Genomic DNA, 18,257 nt, shown 5'->3' with positions numbered 1-18,257 from the left:
AGAGCAACTTATGTCCAGGGAGGGTCAGTTGACACCCATGGCGGCCGGCGTCATTGTCGCGGCGATGGAGATCAATGACCTGACCCCCGCGGAGCGGCGCGTGTGGGAGGCGTTCCCGCGCGGCCGAACCGTCGACTTCCGGGCGTCGAGCGGGGACACCCCCGAGTCCGGGGCGGAATGGGGGCCCGAACGAACCGTGCGGGCCGATGTACTCCGTGCGCTGCTGCTCGACGGACCGCGCCAGGAGGGCGAGACCCCGGTACTCAGGGTCACCGGGGCACGGATCAGCGGACGCCTCGACCTTCAGTACGCGGACGTCGCGGGGCCCGTCCACCTGTGGGCCTGCTACTTCGACGAAGAACCCGACCTGTACGGGGCGCAGCTGAGGCAGCTGTACCTGGGCCGGTCCGTGCTGCCCGGCCTGCACGCCGTCGCCCTGCGCGTCGACGGCTCGTTGCGCATGACCGGATGCCGGGTCCGAGGGCCCGTCCGGCTCGGCGGGGCGAGGATCTCGGGGGCGGTGTTCTTCGACGGGGCGGAACTGGGGGAGGAGGGCGTGCAACTCACCGAGCCCATCCTGGCGCTCGGCCGCGTCACCATCGACGACGCCCTGCAGGCCGACGGGGGCTTCACGGCTCATGGTCTTGTGCGCCTGGCGGGTGCCGTCGTCGCGGGGAACATCACCTTCGACGACGCCGTGCTCGACAACCCGGGCGGCACGGCCCTGCACGCGTCGAACCTCAGTGTCGGGACCGATTTCCACGCCATGCGGCTCACCGCGCGGGGTCGGGTCAATCTGGCCGGTGCCCGCATTCCCGGCCAGCTCAACTTCGGGTCTGCCCGTCTCTCCAACCCGGGCGGCGTGTCTCTGCGCGTCAGTGGCCTGGTGGGGGGCGCGCTGTGGCTGCACCGGGCCGCGCCGGTCGAAGGCACCATCACCCTGCGCGGCGCCCAACTCGACCTTCTGTACATAGCCCCGGAGACGTGGCCGGACCGCGTCCGCCTGGACGGCCTGACGTACGCGAGGTTCGGCCCGCACGAGCCTGCCGAGCGCTGGCTCCAGGTCCTGGAGCGGGACACCGACGGCCACGTCCCGTACGCGTACGAGCAACTCGTCGCCGCCTACCGCAGGATCGGCGACGACGCGTCCGCCCGCACGGTGCAGCTCGCCAAACTGCGCCGCCACCGCACGACGCGGCCCTGGTGGGCCAGGCCCTGGGGGTACCTCCAGGACGCCACCGTCGGCTACGGCTACCGTCCGGGCCGCGCCGCCCTGTGGCTGTTCTCGCTGCTCCTGGCGGGTTCCGTGACCTACGCCCTGCACCACCCCCGCGCCCTGAAGCCGGACGAAGCACCCGACTTCGACCCCTTCTTCTACACACTCGACCTGCTGCTCCCCATCGTCGGCTTCGGCCAGGAGCAGGCGTACGCCGCGGAAGGGGCGTATCAGACGCTCTCGTACGCCCTGATCGTCACCGGATGGACCCTGGCCACGACCATCGCGGCGGGCGTCACGCGGGCGATCAGCCGGCAGTAGGGGCGATCGGCCACCCCGGCCACGGCTGTCGGCCCCGTACGCGAGAATGGGCCCATGAGTCTGTTCCGTGATGACGGCGTCGTGCTGCGCACCCAGAAGCTGGGTGAGGCGGACCGCATCATCACGCTGCTCACCCGCAGCCACGGCCGGGTCCGCGCCGTCGCGCGCGGCGTGCGGCGCACCAAGTCCAAGTTCGGGGCCAGGCTCGAACCCTTCTCGCACGTCGACGTGCAGTTCTTCGCGCGCGGCAGCGAACTCATCGGCCGTGGACTGCCCTTGTGTACGCAGAGTGAGACCATCGCTCCGTACGGTGGCGGGATCGTCACCGACTACGCGCGCTACACCGCGGGCACGGCCATGCTGGAGACCGCGGAACGCTTCACCGATCACGAAGGTGAGCCCGCCGTGCAGCAGTACCTGCTGCTCGTGGGCGGGCTGCGGACACTGGCCAACGGCGAGCACGAGCCGCATCTCATCCTCGACGCGTTCCTTCTCCGCTCCCTCGCCGTGAACGGCTACGCACCCAGCTTCAGCTCCTGCGCGAAGTGCGGAATGCCCGGACCGAACCGGTTCTTCTCCGTCGCAGCGGGCGGCTCCGTCTGCGTCGACTGCCGGGTGCCCGGCAGCGTCGTACCCTCCTCGGAAGCCCTCGGCCTGCTCGGTGCGCTGCTCACGGGAGACTGGGAGGCCGCGGACGCGTGCGAGGCGCGGCACGTCAGGGAGGGCAGCGGGCTCGTTTCCGCCTATCTGCACTGGCACTTGGAGCGCGGGCTCCGCTCGCTGCGGTACGTCGAGAAAACCACGTAAGCACGTCACGTCACGTACAGAGAACAGCTAGGTAGGAGAGAGCCCCCCATGGCACGACGCGGAATCCTCGGACGGTCCCGCCGTGAGTACAAGACCCCCGAGCCGCACCCCTCGGGCGCCACACCGCCGAAGATCCCCGGCGAGCTGGTGCCCAAGCACGTGGCGATCGTCATGGACGGCAACGGCCGCTGGGCGAAGGACCGCGGCCTGCCGCGCACCGAGGGGCACAAGGTCGGCGCCGAGCGCGTCCTGGACGTGCTGCAGGGCGGCATCGAGATGGGCGTCGGGGCGATCTCGCTCTACGCCTTCTCCACCGAGAACTGGAAGCGCTCCCCGGACGAGGTGAAGTTCCTGATGAACTTCAACCGCGACTTCATCCGCAAGACCCGCGACCAGCTGGACGAGCTCGGTATCCGCGTGCGCTGGGTGGGCCGGATGCCCAAACTGTGGAAGTCCGTCGCCAAGGAGCTGGAAGTCTCCCAGGAGCAGACCAAGGGCAACGACAAGCTCACCCTGTACTTCTGCATGAACTACGGCGGCCGCGCGGAGATCGCGGACGCCGCACAGGCGCTCGCCGAGGACGTGAAGGCGGGGCGGCTCGACCCCTCCAAGGTCAGCGAGAAGACCTTCGCGAAGTACCTGTACTACCCGGACATGCCGGACGTCGACCTCTTCCTGCGCCCGAGCGGCGAGCAGCGCACCTCCAACTACCTTCTCTGGCAGAGCGCTTATGCCGAGATGGTCTTCCAGGACGTCCTGTGGCCGGACTTCGACCGCCGCGACCTGTGGCGCGCCTGCCTCGAATACGCCTCGCGTGACCGCCGCTTCGGCGGAGCGATCCCGAACGAGCAGCAGATCGCCGACAGTTAGCCATACGTACGTAGGGAAGGGCCCCCACCGTCGCGCTGACGGTGGGGGCCCTTCCCTACGTACGCATGGCTACTTGCTCGCGCACTCCGCGCACGTGCCGAAGATCTCGACCGTGTGCGCCACGTTCACATACCCGTGCTCGGAAGCGATCGCCTCGGCCCACTTCTCGACCGCCGGGCCCTCGACCTCGACCGCCTTGCCGCACACCCGGCAGACCAGGTGATGGTGGTGGTCGCCGGTGGAGCAGCGGCGGTAGACCGACTCGCCCTCGTCCGTGCGGAGCACGTCGACCTCGCCCGCGTCGGCGAGGGACTGCAGCGTCCTGTAGACCGTCGTCAGGCCCACCGAATCGCCCTTGTGCTTGAGCATGTCGTGCAGGTCCTGCGCACTGCGGAACTCGTCCACCTCGCCCAGGGCCGCCGCCACAGCGGCGCGCTGCCGGGTGGATCGGCCTCGTACCGGGGGTCCCGCAGCCGTTGTCACAGGTGCCTCCTCAACTGAAAACTCGCACGATCGCCCGCACATCTGTCATATCCCGTCGGGCCATTGTGCCAGCTCACTCTCAGACGGTGACCTCGTCCGCCGGACGCCGTGACTCGGGGACGTCCTTGGGGAAGTCCACGGTGCAGGTCGCGTCCGCGGTAGCCACGGCCCGCGCCCGGCGCCTGGCCAGGGGCGTCGCGAGGGCCGTCAGGACGACGAAGACGCCGATCGCCATCAGGACGATCGTCGCTCCCGGCGGCACGTCCTGGTAGTACGACGTCACCGTGCCGGACAGGGTCACGGCGGTGCCGATGACCACCGACAGGATGAACGTCACCTTGAACGAGCGGGTGATCTGCTGGGCCGCGGCCACCGGGACCACCATGAGCGCGCTCACCAGGAGCAGGCCCACGACGCGCATCGCGACGGTGACCGTCACGGCCGCGGTGACCGCGATCAGCAGATTCAGCGCGCGCACCGGAAGCCCCGTCACCCGCGCGAACTCCTCGTCCTGGCTCACCGCGAACAACTGCTTGCGCAGGCCGACCGTGACAAGGACCACAAAGGCGGCGAGCAGGCAGATCGCCGTGACGTCGGAGTCCGAGACCGTCGAGAGCGAGCCGAAGAGGTACGAGGAGAGGTTCGCGTTCGAGCCGGTGTCCGAGAGGTTGATCAGCAGGACACCGCCCGCCATGCCGCCGTAGAAGAGCATCGCGAGGGCGATGTCGCCGCGCGTCTTGCCGTAGGCCCTGATCAGCTCCATCGTCACCGCGCCGACGACGGCGATCAGCGTCGCCATCCACACGGGGCTCGAATTGAGCAGGAAGCCGAGGCCGACGCCCGTCATGGCGATGTGGCCGATGCCGTCGCCCATCAGGGCCTGGCGGCGCTGGACGAGGTAGATGCCGATGGCGGGGGCCGTGATGCCGACGAGGACGGCGGCGATCAGCGCCCGCTGCATGAATTCGGTCTGGAAGATTTCCATCATCATCAGGTCAGCAGTCCTGTGCGGATCGGCTCGTACTCGTCGGCCGAATGCGGATGTACGTGGTCGTGGCCGGGCAGCGCGTGCTGTCCGGTGGCCTTGGGCGGCGGGCCGTCGTGGGTCACGCAGCCGTCGCGCAGGACGACCGCGCGGTCGATCAGCGGCTCCAGGGCGCCCAGCTCGTGCAGGACGAGCAGAACCGTCGTACCGGCCGCGACCTGCTCGCGCAGGGTCTGGGCGAGGATCTCCTGGCTGGCGAGGTCGACGCCCGCCATCGGCTCGTCCATGATCAGCAGCTCGGGCTCGGAGGCGAGCGCGCGGGCGATGAGCACGCGCTGGTGCTGGCCGCCGGAGAGGGCGCTCACGGAGTCCTTGGCGCGGTCGGCGAGGCCGACGAGCCCGATGGCCCGGTCGACCGCGGCGCGGTCCGCCTTGCTCGACCAGCCTAGCCTCGACAGTTTCGTACGCGAGAGGCGCCCGGCCGACACGACCTCGCGGATCGTCGCGGGGACGCCGCTGGCGGCCGTCGTGCGCTGCGGTACGTAGCCGATGCGGGCCCACTGGCCAAAGCGCTTGAGGGGGGTGCCGAAAAGGCTGATGTCGCCGCCGGTGAGGGGGACTTGGCCGATCACGGAGCGGACGGCGGTGGACTTGCCCGAGCCGTTCGCGCCGAGCAGGGCGACGACCTCACCGCGCTTGACGGTGAGGTCGATGCCGCGCAGCACCGGGCGCGCGCCGAGGGTGGCCGTGGCCGCCCTCACGGATATGACGGGCGGGGACTCCGCCCCGGTCGTGGCTTCCGTGGCTCCCATGGCGTGCGCCTCCGATGCTGCTAGCCGTACGTTCATTTCGCGCCGAGGGCCTTCTGCAGCGCGGCGAGGTTGGACTCCATGACCTCGACATAGTTATCGCCCTTGGACTTGTCCGTGATTCCCTCCAGGGGATCGAGGACGTCCGTCTTGAGTCCCGCGTCGTTCGCGAGCGTCTTGGCGGTCTTGTCGCTGGCGAGGGTCTCGAAGAACACCGTGGAGACGTCGTCCTTCTTGGCTATGTCCTGGAGTTCCTTGATGCGGGCGGGGCTCGGGTCCGACTCGGGGTCGACGCCGGCGATGCCTTCCTGGTCCAGGCCGTAGCGCTCGGCGAGGTAGCCGAAGGCGGAGTGCGTGGTGATGAAGGTCTTGGTCTTCGTGTTCTTCAGGCCGTCCTCGAACTTCGTGTTCAGGCCGTCCAGCTTCTTGACCAGGGCTTCGGTGTTCTTCTTGTACGTGGCGGCGTGGTCCGGGTCGGCCTTCTCCATCGCCTTGCCGACGCCCTCGGCGACCTCGGCGTACTTCACCGGGTCGAGCCAGATGTGCGGGTCGGCTCCGGCCTCGCCCTCGCCCTCGTGGCCGTGCTCTTCCTCGTGTCCGTGTTCTTCCTCGCCGGCGTGCTCTTCGCCTCCGTGGCCGTGGTCGTGGCCGACCCCGGTCCCGTGCTTCTCCAGCTTGGTGAGCTCCGCGGCATCCACGGTGTTCTTCACGCCGGACTGGCCGATGGCGTCGTCGACGGCGGGCTGGATGCCCTTGAGGTAGAGGATGAAGTCCGATTCGCCGAGCGAGGCGGTCTGCTTCGGGCTGAGCTCCAGGTCGTGCGGCTCGACACCCGGCTTGGTCAGGGTGTCCACGGAGACGTGGTCGCCGCCGATCTCCTCGGCCAGGTACTGCATGGGATAGAACGACGCCGTCACGTTCAGCTTGCCGTCGTCGTCCGCGGCGCTGGAGGAGGAGCAGGCGGACAGGGCCGTGAGGCCGAGGACCGTGACGGAGGCGACGGCTGCGGTAGGTATGAGGCGACGTACGTTCATGACACTCATTTTCAACAAATCTGGAAACGATTGTCAACTAGCGGGTCGGACCGGAGGTGGATCCGTGGTCGACCGGGAACCGATTTGATTAGGGGGGTAAGGCCGCCGGTAACCTGAGTCATTCGCTTCGCCCACCGTCGTAATGAAGAGAGCACCGTGGCCGCCGACAAGATCGACAGCATCGTCAGCCTGAGCAAGCGCCGTGGCTTTGTTTACCCGTGCAGTGAGATCTACGGCGGCCAGCGTGCCGCCTGGGATTACGGGCCGCTCGGCGTCGAGCTCAAGGAGAACCTCAAGCGCCAGTGGTGGCGTTACATGGTCACTTCGCGCGAGGACGTCGTCGGTATCGACTCGTCGGTGATCCTCGCCACGGAGGTCTGGCAGGCCTCGGGTCACGTCGCGACGTTCTCCGACCCGTTGACCGAGTGCCTCTCCTGCCACAAGCGGCACCGCGCCGACCACCTGGAAGAGGCCTACGAGGCCAAGCACGGCCGTCCGCCCGAGAGCCTGGCCGACGTCAACTGCCCCAACTGTGGCACCAAGGGCCAGTTCACCGAGCCCAAGCAGTTCTCCGGCATGCTCTCCACGCACCTCGGCCCCACGCAGGACAGCGGCTCCGTCGCCTACCTGCGCCCCGAGACCGCGCAGGGCATCTTCACCAACTTCGCCCAGGTCCAGCAGACTTCGCGCAAGAAGCCGCCGTTCGGCATCGCGCAGATGGGCAAGTCCTTCCGCAACGAGATCACGCCCGGCAACTTCATCTTCCGGACCCGCGAGTTCGAGCAGATGGAGATGGAGTTCTTCGTCAAGCCGGGCGAGGACGAGAAGTGGCAGGAGTACTGGATGGAGCAGCGCTGGAACTGGTACACCGGCCTGGGCCTGCGCGAGGAGAACATGCGGTGGTTCGAGCACCCGAAGGAGAAGCTCTCCCACTACTCCAAGCGCACCGCTGACATCGAGTACCGCTTCCGCTTCGGCGGCAGCGAGTGGGGCGAGCTCGAGGGCGTCGCCAACCGCACGGACTACGACCTGTCCGCGCACTCCAAGGCGTCGGGCCAGGACCTGTCCTACTTCGACCAGGAGGCCGGCGAGCGCTGGACCCCGTACGTCATCGAGCCGGCGGCGGGCGTGGGCCGCACCATGCTGGCGTTCCTCCTGGACTCCTACATCGAGGACGAGGCGCCGAACGCGAAGGGCAAGCTGGAGAAGCGGACGGTCATGCGCTTCGACCACCGCATCGCGCCGGTGAAGGTAGCGGTGCTTCCGCTCTCCCGTAACCCGGAGCTGTCGCCGAAGGCCAAGGGCCTCGCCACGGCCCTGCGCCAGAACTGGAACATCGACTTCGACGACGCGGGCGCCATCGGCCGCCGCTACCGCCGCCAGGACGAGATCGGCACGCCGTACTGCGTGACGGTCGACTTCGACACCCTGGACGACAACGCGGTGACGGTGCGCGAGCGCGACTCGATGAAGCAGGAGCGGGTTTCCCTCGACCAGATCGAGGGCTACCTCGCCTCGCGTCTGGTGGGCTGCTGACGCCGCTCGGACGTTCGCCGCTGAGTGAAGGTTGAAAGAAGCCCCCGGTTCCGATGGACGGAACCGGGGGCTTCTGCTGCACACTGTTCGCCATGCCTTCGATGACCACGAGCAAGGTCAGCAGATGGGACCAGCACGGGCGCGAGCATGTCGTGCACGTGCAGAAGTCGGGCGTCCAACGCCAGTTGAGCTGCGACACGTGCGGCTGGGGAAAGCGGGTGCAGTTCCTGCCGTGGCTCAAGGCGGAGGAACACCTCGCGGAGGAGCATCAGGCGACAGTGGATCCGTCGGTGCCGTGAACTCTCCGGGCGGCGGCCGCTAGGGGCGCAGGCCGCGGACGACCAGGTCGACCACCGCCGTGAAGGCGGATTCGATGCCGGGCTTCGACCACTCGCCCGCGTAGGCCGGGTCGTGGAAGCGGTTGGTGGCGTCGAAGACCGCGCGGGCGGCCAGCGCTGGATCGGGGAGCGGTGACGCCAACTCGCCGCGCTGGATGCCCTCTCCGATGATCACCTCCAGCTGCGCCACCAGTTCACCGATGTGCGCCTCGACGACGGAACTGCTCTCACCGAGCAGCACCTCGTACGTGGAGAACAGCTCCGGATCGTCGCCCGCCTTGCGGCGCTTGGCCGCGAAGAGCGCCGAGAACCAGCGGCGCAGCCGGACATCGGAGGGCACCGAACGGTCCTCGACGATCAGCACCAACTCGCCCGTCGTTCGGTCCAGCCACCGCTTCGTGACCGCCTCGCGGAGCGCCGCCTTCGTGCGGAAGTGGCGGTAGACCGTGCCATGGCTCACCCCGAGCGCGCGGGCCACGTCCACGACCGTGGCCTTCGCCGCGCCGTGGCGGCGCAGCATGTCCTCCGTGGCTTCGAGGATCCGCTCGGGGGTCAGGGTGCCGGTTGCCATGACAGTGACCGTACCCGGGGGCGATCAGTGCTCGCTGTCGAGGTGCGCCATCTGTGACTCCGGGTAGCGGGCGCCGGCCGCGGCGTCCGCGGGCACCGCCTGCTCGATCGCGGCGAGGTCGGCCGCGTCCAGGGTCACGTCGAGGGCGCCGAGCGCCTCGGTGAGACGGTCGCGGCGGCGGGCGCCGACGAGCGGGACGATCGCCGCGTCGTGCCGCGGGCCCTGGGCCAGGACCCAGGCGATGGCCGTCTGCGCGACGCTGACGCCCTTCTGCTCGGCGATCTTGCGGAGGGCTTCGACGAGGTCCAGGTTCCGGTCGAGGTTCTCGCCCTGGAAGCGGGGGCTCATCGACCGGAAGTCGTTCGCGGCCAGCTTGCGGTCGCGGGAGAAGTGGCCGGAGATGAGACCGCGGGAGAGCACTCCGTACGCCGTGATCCCGATGCCGAGCTCGCTGACCGTCGGCAGGATCTGCTCCTCGATGCCGCGTGTGATGAGCGAGTACTCGATCTGTACGTCGGAGATGGGGGCGGTGGCGGCGGCGCGGCGGATGGTGTCGGCGCCGACCTCCGAGAGCCCGATGTGCCGGACGTGCCCCTTCTCGACCAGCTCGGCGATCGCGCCGACGGTCTCCTCGATGGGGACGTCGGGGTCGATGCGGGCGATGCGATAGACGTCGATGTGGTCGACCCCGAGCCGCTGGAGCGAGTACGCGGCGAAGTTCTTGACGGCAGAGGGCCGCCCGTCATGCCCGGACCAGCCGCCGTCCGGGTCGCGGAGGGCGCCGAACTTGACGCTGGTGAGCGCCTGTTCGCGGCGCGCGGCGGGGGCGGAGCGGAGGGCTTCGCCGATCAGCATTTCGTTGTGACCCATGGCGTAGAAATCGCCGGTATCGATGAGAGTGACGCCTGCTTCGAGGGCGGCGTGGATGGTCGCGATGGACTCCGTGCGGTCGGCGTCGCCGTAGAGCGCGGACATGCCCATGGCGCCGAGACCGATGGCGGAGGACTGGGGGCCGGTGGTTCCGAGGGTGAGAGTACGCATGCATTCACCATGCCATGACAGATGACAGATTTCAATATCTGTCATCTGTCATCTGTCACTCCAGGTTCCCCCGCGTCAGCCGAACCGCTTCACGAACCCCCTCTGCCACGGCGTCTCCACCGCCCGCCGCGCATAGTGCTCCCGCACATACGCCACCGCCTCGTCCCCCGGCACCCCCTCCAGGACCGCGATGCACGCCAGTGCCGTGCCCGTACGCCCAAGGCCGCCCCCGCACGCGACCTCGACCCGTTCGCTCCCGGCGCGCTCCAGTGCCTCGGCCAGGACGGACGCCGTCGCGGCGCGGTCTGTGGGTAGCCGGAAGTCGGGCCAGCGCAGCCAGCGGGACTCCCAGTCGGCGGCGGGGGGCTCCTTGCCGAGGAGGTGCAGCGCGAAGTCGGGTGTCGGGCCCGCCGGGAGGGGGTGGCGCAGGCCCCGGCCGCGGATGAGGCGGCCCGAGGGGAGGCGCAGTACGCCTGATGCCGTGGGATCCCAAGTCGCAGTCACGGCGCGAGCGTAGTGTCCGCCGGCGGGCAGGGTCGGCCCGTGCACCAGGACGTGGTGGTCGTCGTCAGGATGTCGTCGAGCCGGTCGCGGGTGCTCGTCAGGCTCCGGATCTGGGCGTCGATGCGGCTCCGCTCGGCCGCCAGGCGGTGCAGCAGCTCCGTGGTCACCTCGCCCGTCTCGACGCAGGGGAGGAGCTCCACGATCGTCCTGCTGGGCAGGCCCGCCGCGTACAGCTGCTGGATGAGCCGTACGCGGTCGACCGCGCCGTCCGTGTACTGTCGCTGCCCGCTGGCGCTGCGCTCCGAGGCGAGCAGCTGCTGTTCCTCGTAGTAGCGCAGCGCTCGCACGCTCACGCCCGCCTTGGTGGCCAGTTCCCCGATGCGCATGAGCTCTCCCGGCTTCAGCACTTGCCTCTGACGTCAACGTCAGGTTTTAGCGTAGCCACTGTGAGCGGCTCGCGCTCCAGTCAGCCAGGAGGCATCCATGAAAATCTCCGGTTCCACTGCTCTCGTCACCGGCGCCAACCGCGGCATGGGCCGCCACTTCGCCCAGCAGCTCCTGGAGAGGGGCGCCGACAAGGTCTACGCGACCGCGCGCACTCCGGAGCGCGTCGACATCCCCGGCGTGGAAGTGCTGCGGCTCGACGTCACCGATCCGGCGTCCGTCGCCGCCGCGGCGCACGCCGCGCAGGACGTCACGCTGCTGATCAACAACGCTGGGACCGCGACCCGGCAGAACCTCGTGGCCGGGGAACTCGACCTGATCCGCCTGGAGATGGAGACGAACTTCTTCGGCCCGCTGAACATGGTCCGCGCGTTCGCCCCGGTCCTCGCCCGCAACGGCGGCGGCGCCGTCCTCAACCTCCTCTCGGCGCTCTCCTGGACCTCGTACGACGGCGCCAACGCGTACGCCACCGCCAAGGCGGCGGCCTGGAGCCTCACCAACGGCGTCCGGCTCGAACTCATCGGCCAGGGCACCTCGGTGACAGGCCTGATCGTGGGGAGCGTCGACACCGACATGATGGCCGGGTACGACGTGGAGAAGAACGATCCCGCCGATGTCGTACGCGCCGGACTCGACGGTGTCGAGGCCCGCGCGTTCGAGGTCCTCGCCGACGAGGCGAGCGTCCGGCTCAAGGCCGCGCTGAGCGCCGAGCCGAGCGTGCTCTACCCGCAAGCGGTCCCTGCGGCATAGCTTCGAGGCGTTCAGCCGTCCGCCGCGCCGTCCCCCTCGCCCACCGCCCGCTGGTCAGCGCGCCCAGTACGAGCACCGCCAGACCGCATCCCGCGATGATCCACCAGGCGGGTCGGCTCGCCTCCGTGAAGACGGCTGCGTACGACGAAGTCCCCACCCCGGAGGCCAGGACCGCGCCGATGACCGCGACGCCAAGGGTCTGGCCGATCTGGCGGCTGGTGGAGGCGACGGCGGCGGCCACGCCCGCCTGCGCGCGGGGCATTCCGGAGACGGCGGTGTTGGTGATGGGGGCGTTCACGAAGCCGAAGCCGAGGCCGAAGAGGACGTAGCCGAGGAGGAGCGTCGCGTTCGTGGTCTCCGCGTCGAACGCGGCGAAGAGGACACCGGATGTCGTCATCGCGATCCCGGCGATGAGGAGGGGCAGGCGCGCGCCCCGGCTGCCGACCAGGCGGCCCGACAGCGGGGCGCAGACCAGCGTCATCGCGGCCATCGGCAGCATCCACACGCCCGCGTGCAGGGCGGTCAGGCCGCGTACGTTCTGGAGGTAGAGCGTGGACAGGAAGAGGAAGCCGCCCAGCGCGGCGAAGGCGCAGACCGCGATCACCGTCGCCCCGCTGAACGGCGCCGAGCCGAAGAAGCGCAGGTCGATGAGGGGGTCGGCGCGGCGCGGCTCGTAGGCGAGAAGGCCGAGCAGGGCCAGGAGCGCCGCTGCCGCGAACGCGATGATCAGCGGGGATGTCCAGCCGGCCGTGGGCGCCTCGATGATCGCGTACGTCAGGGCGCCGAGCAGCACGATGATCAGGAGCTGGCCCACGGGGTCGGGGCGGCGTGGCTTGGGGGCGCGGGACTCGGGGACGTACCGGATGGTGAGGAGCAGCGCCGCGAGGCCGACCGGCAGGTTGATCCAGAAGATGGAGCGCCAGCCGACGGAGTCCACCAGGACCCCGCCCACGAGTGGTCCCGCGGCCATGGAGATGCCGACCACACCGCCCCAGACGCCGATGGCGCGGGCCCGCTCGCGGGGCTCGGTGAAGGTATTGGTGATGATCGACATCGCGACCGGGTTGAGCATGGACCCGCCTACCGCCTGGAACATGCGGAAGGCCACCAGGGATTCCAGATTGGGCGCGAGGGAACAGGCCACCGAGGCGACCGTGAAGATCACCAGACCCACCTTGAAGATCTTCTGTCGCCCCACGCGGTCCGCCGTCGACCCCGCGAGCATGAGGAGCGCGGCGAGTACGAGGGTGTAGGCGTCGATCGTCCACTGCATGCCCGAGATGTTGGTGTCGAACTCGCGGGCCATGGAGGGCAGGGCCACGTTCAGCACGGTGTTGTCGAGGCTGACGATGAGCAGGCTCATGCAGCAGATCGCGAGGACCAGCATGCGTCGGCGGTGCGTGAGCTCTGGTTCGGGCATGGCTTCGACGGTATCCCGGCGGACTGTGTGGCGCGTCCCCGTCAGGGCGCGGGGGAACTGCGCGCTCAGCCCTCGCGGGCCGTCGGGGGTCGCTCGCGCAGTTCCCCCGCGCCCCTGACGGGGCACGAGCCCGGTCCGCGAGCCGGGTGCGTGGACAAGGGGCCCGGCCGGGTGCGCGAGCCGGGCCGTACGGGCACTCGTGCGCATGGGGGACAATAGGAGGTCTGCCCCCCCCGCTTCCCGCGTCCCGGAGGACCCCGCGCCATGGAGCCCCAGCTTCAGATCGGCCCGCACGCCGTGCGGCCGCCCGTCGTGCTCGCGCCCATGGCGGGCATCACGAACGCGCCCTTCCGGACGCTGTGCCGTGAGTTCAGCGGGGGCAAGGGACTCTTCGTCAGCGAGATGATCACGACGCGCGCCCTGGTCGAGCGCAACGAGAAGACCATGCAGCTGATCCACTTCGACGAGACCGAGAAGCCCCGGTCCATCCAGTTGTACGGCGTCGACCCGGCGACGGTCGGCAAGGCGGTCCGCATGATCGCCGAGGAGGACCTCGCCGACCACATCGACCTGAACTTCGGCTGCCCCGTCCCCAAGGTCACCCGCAAGGGCGGCGGCTCCGCGCTCCCGTACAAGAGGCCCCTCCTTCGCGCGATCCTGCGTGAGGCCGTCAGCGGCGCCGGGGACCTGCCCGTCACGATGAAGATGCGCAAGGGCATCAACGACGAGCACATCACCTTCCTCGACGCGGGCCGCATCGCCGTCGAGGAGGGCGTCACGGCGATCGCCCTGCACGGCCGCACGGCCGCCCAGCACTACGGCGGCACCGCCGACTGGGACGCCATCGCGCGCCTCAAGGAGCACGTCCCCGAGATCCCCGTCCTGGGTAACGGAGACATCTGGTCGGCCGCCGACGCGGTCCGCATGATGAAGGAGACCGGCTGCGACGGAGTCGTCGTCGGCCGCGGCTGCCTCGGCCGCCCCTGGCTCTTCGCCGACCTGGTGGCCGCCTTCGAGGGCACGGGCGCGCCCAAGGCCCCCGACCTGCGCGAGGTCTCGAAGGTCATGCTCCGCCACGCGACCCTCCTCGGCGAGTGGATCGGCGACGAGGCGCGCGGCGTCATCGACTTCCGTAAGCACGTGGCCTGGTACCTGAAGGGATTCGCGGTCGGCTCGGAGATGCGAAAGCGCCTCGCGATCACTTCGTCCCTCGCCGAACTGGAGGACGGCCTGGGCGAGTTGGACCTCGACCAGGGCTGGCCGACGGGCGCCGACGGCCCGCGTGGCCGCACGTCCGGCAACAACCGCGTGGTCCTGCCGGACGGCTGGCTGAAGGACCCCTACGACTGCGCGGGCATCAGCGAGGACGCGGAGTTGGACACGTCCGGGGGCTGAGGGGCCGGATGGATCCAGCCCGTCGTGGGGGTCCCCCTGCCCTTTAAGAGCTTCGGGGAGTTTGAGGACGGACTCGGCGGAGCCGGTGATTACGGCACGCAAGGCTTCGGGTCAGCTACCCACCCACCGCACTCAGCAGCGCGAACGGCGCCGCCGCTGATCGTGATTCCCGTACGCATGCGTACGGGTACGGGACCGGGCACGGGTAAGCGTCCCGGCCGTAGCCCGCGAGTACCTCCGGCAAGCGGTCGCCGCCACGTGACGCCGCCGCCACCAGGCCCCGTGCCACCGCCCGTGCCTCGTCATGGAGGCCGTAGCGGGAGAGGCCGAGTGCGATCAGGGCGTTGTCGTGGGGCCATACCGAGCCCCGGTGGTACGAGAGCGGGTGGTACGCCGGTTGTCCCGCGGCCAGGGTGCGCACTCCCCAGCCCGAGAAGAAGTCCGGTTCCAGGAGGCGGCGGCCCACCGCCTCCCCGTACTCCTTGTCCAGGAGGCCGGACCACAGCAAGTGGCCGGCGTCCGAGGCGAGGGCGTTGAGTTGGTGGCCCTCGCCGTCCAGGGCGAGCGCGGGGAAGCCCTTGGACGGCATCCAGAAGTCCCGTTGGAAGCGGTCCCGCAGGTCGGCCGCCGCCTGCGTGAGCAGGTCCGCGTACACCTTGTCGCCCCAGACCGTGCGGGCAAGCCACGCCGTGCGGCCCAGCGCGTCGTACGCGTAGCCCTGCGCGCCCGCCGCCATCACCGGGCCCGTGGCGCGGCTGCCGTCGGCGGAACAGATCGCGCCGGGGGAGTCCTTCCAGTTCTGGTTGGCGAGGCCGCCCTCGTCCGCGCGGTAGACGAGGTAACCGCGCGACGTGAGGCCGCCGTGGTCGAGGATCCAGCCGACGGCGGCCCGCGCGTGCGGCTCCAGGCGCCGGGCCAGGGTCGTGTCGCCCGTCCGTTCCGTGTACGCGCCCAGCAGGACCAGGAAGAGCGGGGTCGCGTCCACCGAGCCGTAGTAGCGCCCGTACGGCACCTGCCCGAAGTGCGCGAGTTCCCCGTGCCGTACCTCGTGCACGATCTTGCCGGGCTTGGCGACAGCCCCCTCGGTGGCCTCCGTCGCCTGGGCGGCGGCGAGCGCGGGGAGCGTCGCCGCGGCCAGGCGCGGCACGTAGGGGAGGGCGAAGAGCGAGGTCAGGAGGGCGTCGCGGCCCAGGAGCGTCATGAACCAGGGGACGCCCGCCGCCGGGACGCTCAGCGTCTCGCCGTCCGGCCCCGACGCGGGCACCCGCAGTACGGCGAGGTCCGCGAGGCCACGGTCGCAGGCCGCCGCCAGTTCGGGCCAGCCGTGGGGGATGGTGATGCCTGACGTGAACTCCGCTTGCTGGGCGGCGAGTTCAGCTGCTGCCTCCTTCGGGCCCGACGGCACCTGTGGCGGCTCCGGCGCTCCGTGCGGGTGCGCCGCAACGCGCAGTGTCACCTCGGTCGTCTCGTGCGCGTCCAGGTCCAGGGCCCAGACGAGCCGCCGTGCGCCGGTCCCTGTCTCCTCGACGGCGTCCGGAGCCGGCTCCGCCGTCACGGTCGTACGGGAGCACCAGCCGCGGCGCCGGTAGGCGAACTCGATGCCCTGGATGCCCCTGATGCCCTCGGGAGAGGCACCCTTGCCCTCGCCCTCACCGCCCCCGATGACCCTTCGCGACCTGACCGCGCCCGTCTTCTCGTACGTACGGTGGTCGGAGCGCAGCTCGAACTGGTCGGCGAAGTCGGCGTCCACGGTCAGCGCGAGACGTACGGTCGTCGGTCCCGGGCGGTTGCACGTGACGCGCAGCGACTCCACGAACGCGCCGTCCGCCACCGCCTGTTCGCGGAAGAGGGTGCAGGATGCGGGCTCCTGCCTGCCGCCGCGCGGGACGAGGACGCACCGCGCGACGCCCGCGTCCGCGTCGGCGTCCGACGCCGGCGCGAGGATCTCGGGCACTGTCCCGTCGACCGTCAACTGCCAGCGGCTCAGGTGCCGGGCGTCGCGTACGAAAAGGCCTGCCGGGGACGTCCCGCCCGGCACCCCGCTGATGTCGCCACCCGATTCGAGCGCCGCGAACGTACCGCCCCGCACCAGTGGTTGACGCAGATCAGCCATCCCTCAGCCCTTCCCTCGTCACCGCCACGGCAGGCACGTCAGCCGGCCTCCCGTGCGGCTCCTCGTCACGCCCGGCGGGATCGTCGAGCAGCAGATCCAGGGCGAGCGCGGCGCTCCAGCCGAAGCCACGCGCGCCGCAGCCCCGCCCTGTGTACGGGTCCACGTACTCCGCGAACCCGGAATCTCCGGCCACGTCCAGCAGCGCACGCCGCAGGCCGTCCGCCCGCTCGCGCTCGCCGTGCAGCCGAAGGCCCCGCTCCAGCAGCCAATTGGTGTTGATCCACGCCGGTCCGCGCCAGTAGCGCCGCGGGTCGAAGGCGTGTCCGGTGAGGTCGTAGCTCGGCACGAGCCGCGCGGGTCCTCCGAGGCCGAAGCGCGGTCCGCACGCGGTCCGTACGAGCGCGGTGGCGACAGGGCGCGGCAGCGCGGGCAGGATCAGCGGGACCAGGCCACCGACCCCACGCTCGGGCACCAGCCGCCCCGGCTGCCTCAGCTGTCTGTTGCCCTCCCCCGAGCACAGGTCGCGGCAGAAGAACATGCCCTCCGCCGGGTCCCACAGCCGGTCCACGAGGACCCGCGTGAGTGCCGCCGCGCGGACCTCCCGTGCGGCGGAGGCGTCGTGCAGGCCCAACTCCGCCTCGATGTCGGCGAGTGCGTACTCGGAGGCGATCAGGAGAGCGTTGAAGGAAGGGTCCTCTACGGCGAACCCGCCCTCCGCGCACACAGACTCACCGACCGCCCCGTCGGCGTACCGGCGATCGCGGTAGTCCGCGGCCAGCCGCACGTATCGCCCGTAGTCGAGATCGGTCGGCCGGTCCTCCGCGGCGCCGTGGTCCAGGTCCGCGCGGCGGTACGCGGCCGGATCCGCCGGGGTCACGCGGCTCAACGGGGCGTCCCAGCAAGGGCTGTTGTCCATGCCCTGCTCCCAGGGGTGGACCACGGAGGCGAGGCCCGCGCCGCCCGCGTCCCTGCGGTGCAGCAGATAGCCGTGCCAGGCCGCGAGCCGGGGGTGGGCGCGGGCCAGGAACGAGCGGGCGCGGGAGAGGCCGGGGTCGGCGCGGTGGACCAGCCGGACGGCGAGCGCGTGGACCGGCGGCTGCACGATGCCGGAGGTCTGCACGGCACCGGGTGCCCCGGCCGCGCGGCCTGCGGTGGTGGAGCGCCAGAAGTCGGGGCTGGGGAAGTAGGCGTCCAGGGGGACGGCGGGGTTGAACACGATGTGCGGGACACGTCCGTCGCCCCACTGCGCGGAGAGCAGCGTGTCCAGCTCCAACTGGGCGCGCACGGGGGAGAGATGGCGCAGGCCGATCGCGATGAACGCGGAGTCCCAGGACCACTGGTGCGGATAGAGCTGCCTGGACGGGACCGTCGACGTGCCCGTCCAGTTCGCCCACAGCACCTCGGCGGCGCGCTCGCGCAGCGAAGGGGTTGCACGGCGGGCGGTCAACTGGGCGGTGTGTCCCGTATGCGTGCGGTCCAAGCGGATCCCTCCGAGAGGCTCGACGCCCTGTCAGTTCTGCATTTCCCACCCTAGAGTTATGTCTACTCGACTCGCAAAACCCAATATGTAACGTGGAGTTGACATGCGCAAGGGGGCGGAGCGAGAGGTAAGGGGAGAGC

18 protein-coding genes are annotated in these 18,257 nt (G+C 70.2%); 7 read left to right on the top strand and 11 right to left on the bottom strand.

Annotated elements, in window-relative coordinates; genetic code table 11:
- Positions 1-64 precede the first annotated feature (64 nt).
- From AC5P1C_RS07795 to AC5P1C_RS07785, 3 genes are read left to right on the top strand one after another with little or no spacing between them, the layout of a single operon-like run.
- Entirely contained in the window at positions 65-1,537 is a 1,473-nt protein-coding gene (locus AC5P1C_RS07795) for a membrane-associated oxidoreductase (RefSeq protein WP_493864988.1), read from the top strand.
- Between the two features lie 54 nt (positions 1,538-1,591).
- Positions 1,592-2,344, top strand: a complete 753-nt coding sequence (gene recO, locus AC5P1C_RS07790) for a DNA repair protein RecO (RefSeq protein ID WP_493864903.1) — start codon at positions 1,592-1,594, stop codon at positions 2,342-2,344.
- A gap of 48 nt (positions 2,345-2,392) precedes the next feature.
- On the top strand, positions 2,393-3,214 hold the full coding sequence (locus AC5P1C_RS07785) for an isoprenyl transferase (RefSeq protein ID WP_493864902.1): 822 nt from the start codon (positions 2,393-2,395) through the stop codon (positions 3,212-3,214).
- A gap of 69 nt (positions 3,215-3,283) precedes the next feature.
- Here AC5P1C_RS07785 and AC5P1C_RS07780 read toward each other — a convergent pair whose 3' ends face one another.
- The 4 genes from AC5P1C_RS07780 to AC5P1C_RS07765 are packed head-to-tail and all read right to left on the bottom strand — an operon-like array spanning position 3,284 to position 6,525.
- Positions 3,284-3,739 carry a Fur family transcriptional regulator gene (locus tag AC5P1C_RS07780; RefSeq protein ID WP_344527445.1) on the bottom strand — a complete coding sequence of 152 codons (456 nt, stop codon included), beginning with the start codon at positions 3,737-3,739 and terminating at the stop codon, positions 3,284-3,286.
- Positions 3,740-3,776: 37 nt separating this feature from the next.
- The gene (locus tag AC5P1C_RS07775; protein ID WP_493864987.1) at positions 3,777-4,682 is read right to left on the bottom strand and encodes a metal ABC transporter permease; all 906 of its coding nucleotides are present in this window, start codon (positions 4,680-4,682) and stop codon (positions 3,777-3,779) included.
- A 5-nt stretch (positions 4,683-4,687) separates the two neighbouring features.
- A complete protein-coding gene (locus tag AC5P1C_RS07770) occupies positions 4,688-5,494 on the bottom strand; it encodes a metal ABC transporter ATP-binding protein (protein ID WP_493864901.1) in 807 nt (268 codons plus the stop codon).
- A 32-nt stretch (positions 5,495-5,526) separates the two neighbouring features.
- On the bottom strand, positions 5,527-6,525 hold the full coding sequence (locus AC5P1C_RS07765) for a metal ABC transporter substrate-binding protein (protein ID WP_493864900.1): 999 nt from the start codon (positions 6,523-6,525) through the stop codon (positions 5,527-5,529).
- A gap of 156 nt (positions 6,526-6,681) precedes the next feature.
- Here AC5P1C_RS07765 and AC5P1C_RS07760 point away from each other — a divergent pair, with 156 nt between their 5' ends.
- Complete coding sequence (locus tag AC5P1C_RS07760; protein WP_160504932.1) at positions 6,682-8,061, top strand: glycine--tRNA ligase; 1,380 nt, start codon at positions 6,682-6,684, stop codon at positions 8,059-8,061.
- 92 nt (positions 8,062-8,153) lie between these two features.
- Positions 8,154-8,360 carry a hypothetical protein gene (locus tag AC5P1C_RS07755; protein WP_361057975.1) on the top strand — a complete coding sequence of 69 codons (207 nt, stop codon included), beginning with the start codon at positions 8,154-8,156 and terminating at the stop codon, positions 8,358-8,360.
- A 19-nt stretch (positions 8,361-8,379) separates the two neighbouring features.
- Here AC5P1C_RS07755 and AC5P1C_RS07750 read toward each other — a convergent pair whose 3' ends face one another.
- The 4 genes from AC5P1C_RS07750 to AC5P1C_RS07735 all read right to left on the bottom strand — a co-directional run bounded on the left by AC5P1C_RS07750 (position 8,380) and on the right by AC5P1C_RS07735 (position 10,901).
- Positions 8,380-8,970 (bottom strand): TetR/AcrR family transcriptional regulator, encoded by a 591-nt coding sequence (locus tag AC5P1C_RS07750; RefSeq protein WP_493864899.1) that lies wholly within the window; start codon positions 8,968-8,970, stop codon positions 8,380-8,382.
- 24 nt (positions 8,971-8,994) lie between these two features.
- On the bottom strand, positions 8,995-10,011 hold the full coding sequence (locus tag AC5P1C_RS07745; RefSeq protein ID WP_493864898.1) for an aldo/keto reductase: 1,017 nt from the start codon (positions 10,009-10,011) through the stop codon (positions 8,995-8,997).
- Between the two features lie 75 nt (positions 10,012-10,086).
- Complete coding sequence (locus AC5P1C_RS07740; RefSeq protein WP_493864897.1) at positions 10,087-10,515, bottom strand: protein-tyrosine phosphatase family protein; 429 nt, start codon at positions 10,513-10,515, stop codon at positions 10,087-10,089.
- Positions 10,512-10,901: a MerR family transcriptional regulator gene (locus tag AC5P1C_RS07735; RefSeq protein WP_493864896.1), complete on the bottom strand. Its 390-nt coding sequence runs from the start codon at positions 10,899-10,901 to the stop codon at positions 10,512-10,514. Before AC5P1C_RS07735 ends, AC5P1C_RS07740 begins: the two co-directional genes overlap by 4 nt.
- Before the next feature lie 97 nt (positions 10,902-10,998).
- On the opposite strand from AC5P1C_RS07735, the gene AC5P1C_RS07730 reads away from it, so the two are divergent.
- On the top strand, positions 10,999-11,709 hold the full coding sequence (locus AC5P1C_RS07730; RefSeq protein ID WP_493864895.1) for an SDR family oxidoreductase: 711 nt from the start codon (positions 10,999-11,001) through the stop codon (positions 11,707-11,709).
- On the opposite strand, the gene AC5P1C_RS07725 is transcribed toward AC5P1C_RS07730, so the two are convergent.
- Positions 11,648-13,129 carry an MFS transporter gene (locus AC5P1C_RS07725; protein ID WP_493864894.1) on the bottom strand — a complete coding sequence of 494 codons (1,482 nt, stop codon included), beginning with the start codon at positions 13,127-13,129 and terminating at the stop codon, positions 11,648-11,650. The genes AC5P1C_RS07730 and AC5P1C_RS07725 overlap by 62 nt on opposite strands.
- 264 nt (positions 13,130-13,393) lie before the next feature.
- On the opposite strand from AC5P1C_RS07725, the gene dusB reads away from it, so the two are divergent.
- Complete coding sequence (gene dusB / locus AC5P1C_RS07720; protein WP_493864893.1) at positions 13,394-14,524, top strand: tRNA dihydrouridine synthase DusB; 1,131 nt, start codon at positions 13,394-13,396, stop codon at positions 14,522-14,524.
- A gap of 115 nt (positions 14,525-14,639) precedes the next feature.
- On the opposite strand, the gene AC5P1C_RS07715 is transcribed toward dusB, so the two are convergent.
- Complete coding sequence (locus AC5P1C_RS07715; protein ID WP_493864892.1) at positions 14,640-16,637, bottom strand: amylo-alpha-1,6-glucosidase; 1,998 nt, start codon at positions 16,635-16,637, stop codon at positions 14,640-14,642.
- A complete protein-coding gene (locus AC5P1C_RS07710) occupies positions 16,630-18,117 on the bottom strand; it encodes an MGH1-like glycoside hydrolase domain-containing protein (RefSeq protein ID WP_493864891.1) in 1,488 nt (495 codons plus the stop codon). The genes AC5P1C_RS07715 and AC5P1C_RS07710 overlap by 8 nt, the downstream gene beginning before the upstream one ends.
- Between the last annotated feature and the right edge of the window lie 140 nt (positions 18,118-18,257).

This window comes from Streptomyces sp. A18, from assembly GCF_059026065.1.
Note: the sequence above shows the minus strand (reverse complement) of the source record. Positions and strands in the feature narration are given on the sequence as shown.

Coding starts and splice junctions, on each gene's coding strand:
- AC5P1C_RS07780 (WP_344527445.1), bottom strand. CDS start 3,739: ATGTGCGGGCGATCGTGCGAGTTTTCAGTTGAGGAGGCACCTGTGACA.
- AC5P1C_RS07755 (WP_361057975.1), top strand. CDS start 8,154: ATGCCTTCGATGACCACGAGCAAGGTCAGCAGATGGGACCAGCACGGG.
- AC5P1C_RS07745 (WP_493864898.1), bottom strand. CDS start 10,011: ATGCGTACTCTCACCCTCGGAACCACCGGCCCCCAGTCCTCCGCCATC.
- AC5P1C_RS07770 (WP_493864901.1), bottom strand. CDS start 5,494: ATGGGAGCCACGGAAGCCACGACCGGGGCGGAGTCCCCGCCCGTCATA.
- AC5P1C_RS07725 (WP_493864894.1), bottom strand. CDS start 13,129: ATGCCCGAACCAGAGCTCACGCACCGCCGACGCATGCTGGTCCTCGCG.
- AC5P1C_RS07735 (WP_493864896.1), bottom strand. CDS start 10,901: ATGCGCATCGGGGAACTGGCCACCAAGGCGGGCGTGAGCGTGCGAGCG.
- AC5P1C_RS07750 (WP_493864899.1), bottom strand. CDS start 8,970: ATGGCAACCGGCACCCTGACCCCCGAGCGGATCCTCGAAGCCACGGAG.
- dusB (WP_493864893.1), top strand. CDS start 13,394: ATGGAGCCCCAGCTTCAGATCGGCCCGCACGCCGTGCGGCCGCCCGTC.
- AC5P1C_RS07785 (WP_493864902.1), top strand. CDS start 2,393: ATGGCACGACGCGGAATCCTCGGACGGTCCCGCCGTGAGTACAAGACC.
- AC5P1C_RS07765 (WP_493864900.1), bottom strand. CDS start 6,525: ATGAACGTACGTCGCCTCATACCTACCGCAGCCGTCGCCTCCGTCACG.
- AC5P1C_RS07730 (WP_493864895.1), top strand. CDS start 10,999: ATGAAAATCTCCGGTTCCACTGCTCTCGTCACCGGCGCCAACCGCGGC.
- AC5P1C_RS07715 (WP_493864892.1), bottom strand. CDS start 16,637: ATGGCTGATCTGCGTCAACCACTGGTGCGGGGCGGTACGTTCGCGGCG.
- AC5P1C_RS07795 (WP_493864988.1), top strand. CDS start 65: ATGGAGATCAATGACCTGACCCCCGCGGAGCGGCGCGTGTGGGAGGCG.
- AC5P1C_RS07775 (WP_493864987.1), bottom strand. CDS start 4,682: ATGGAAATCTTCCAGACCGAATTCATGCAGCGGGCGCTGATCGCCGCC.
- recO (WP_493864903.1), top strand. CDS start 1,592: ATGAGTCTGTTCCGTGATGACGGCGTCGTGCTGCGCACCCAGAAGCTG.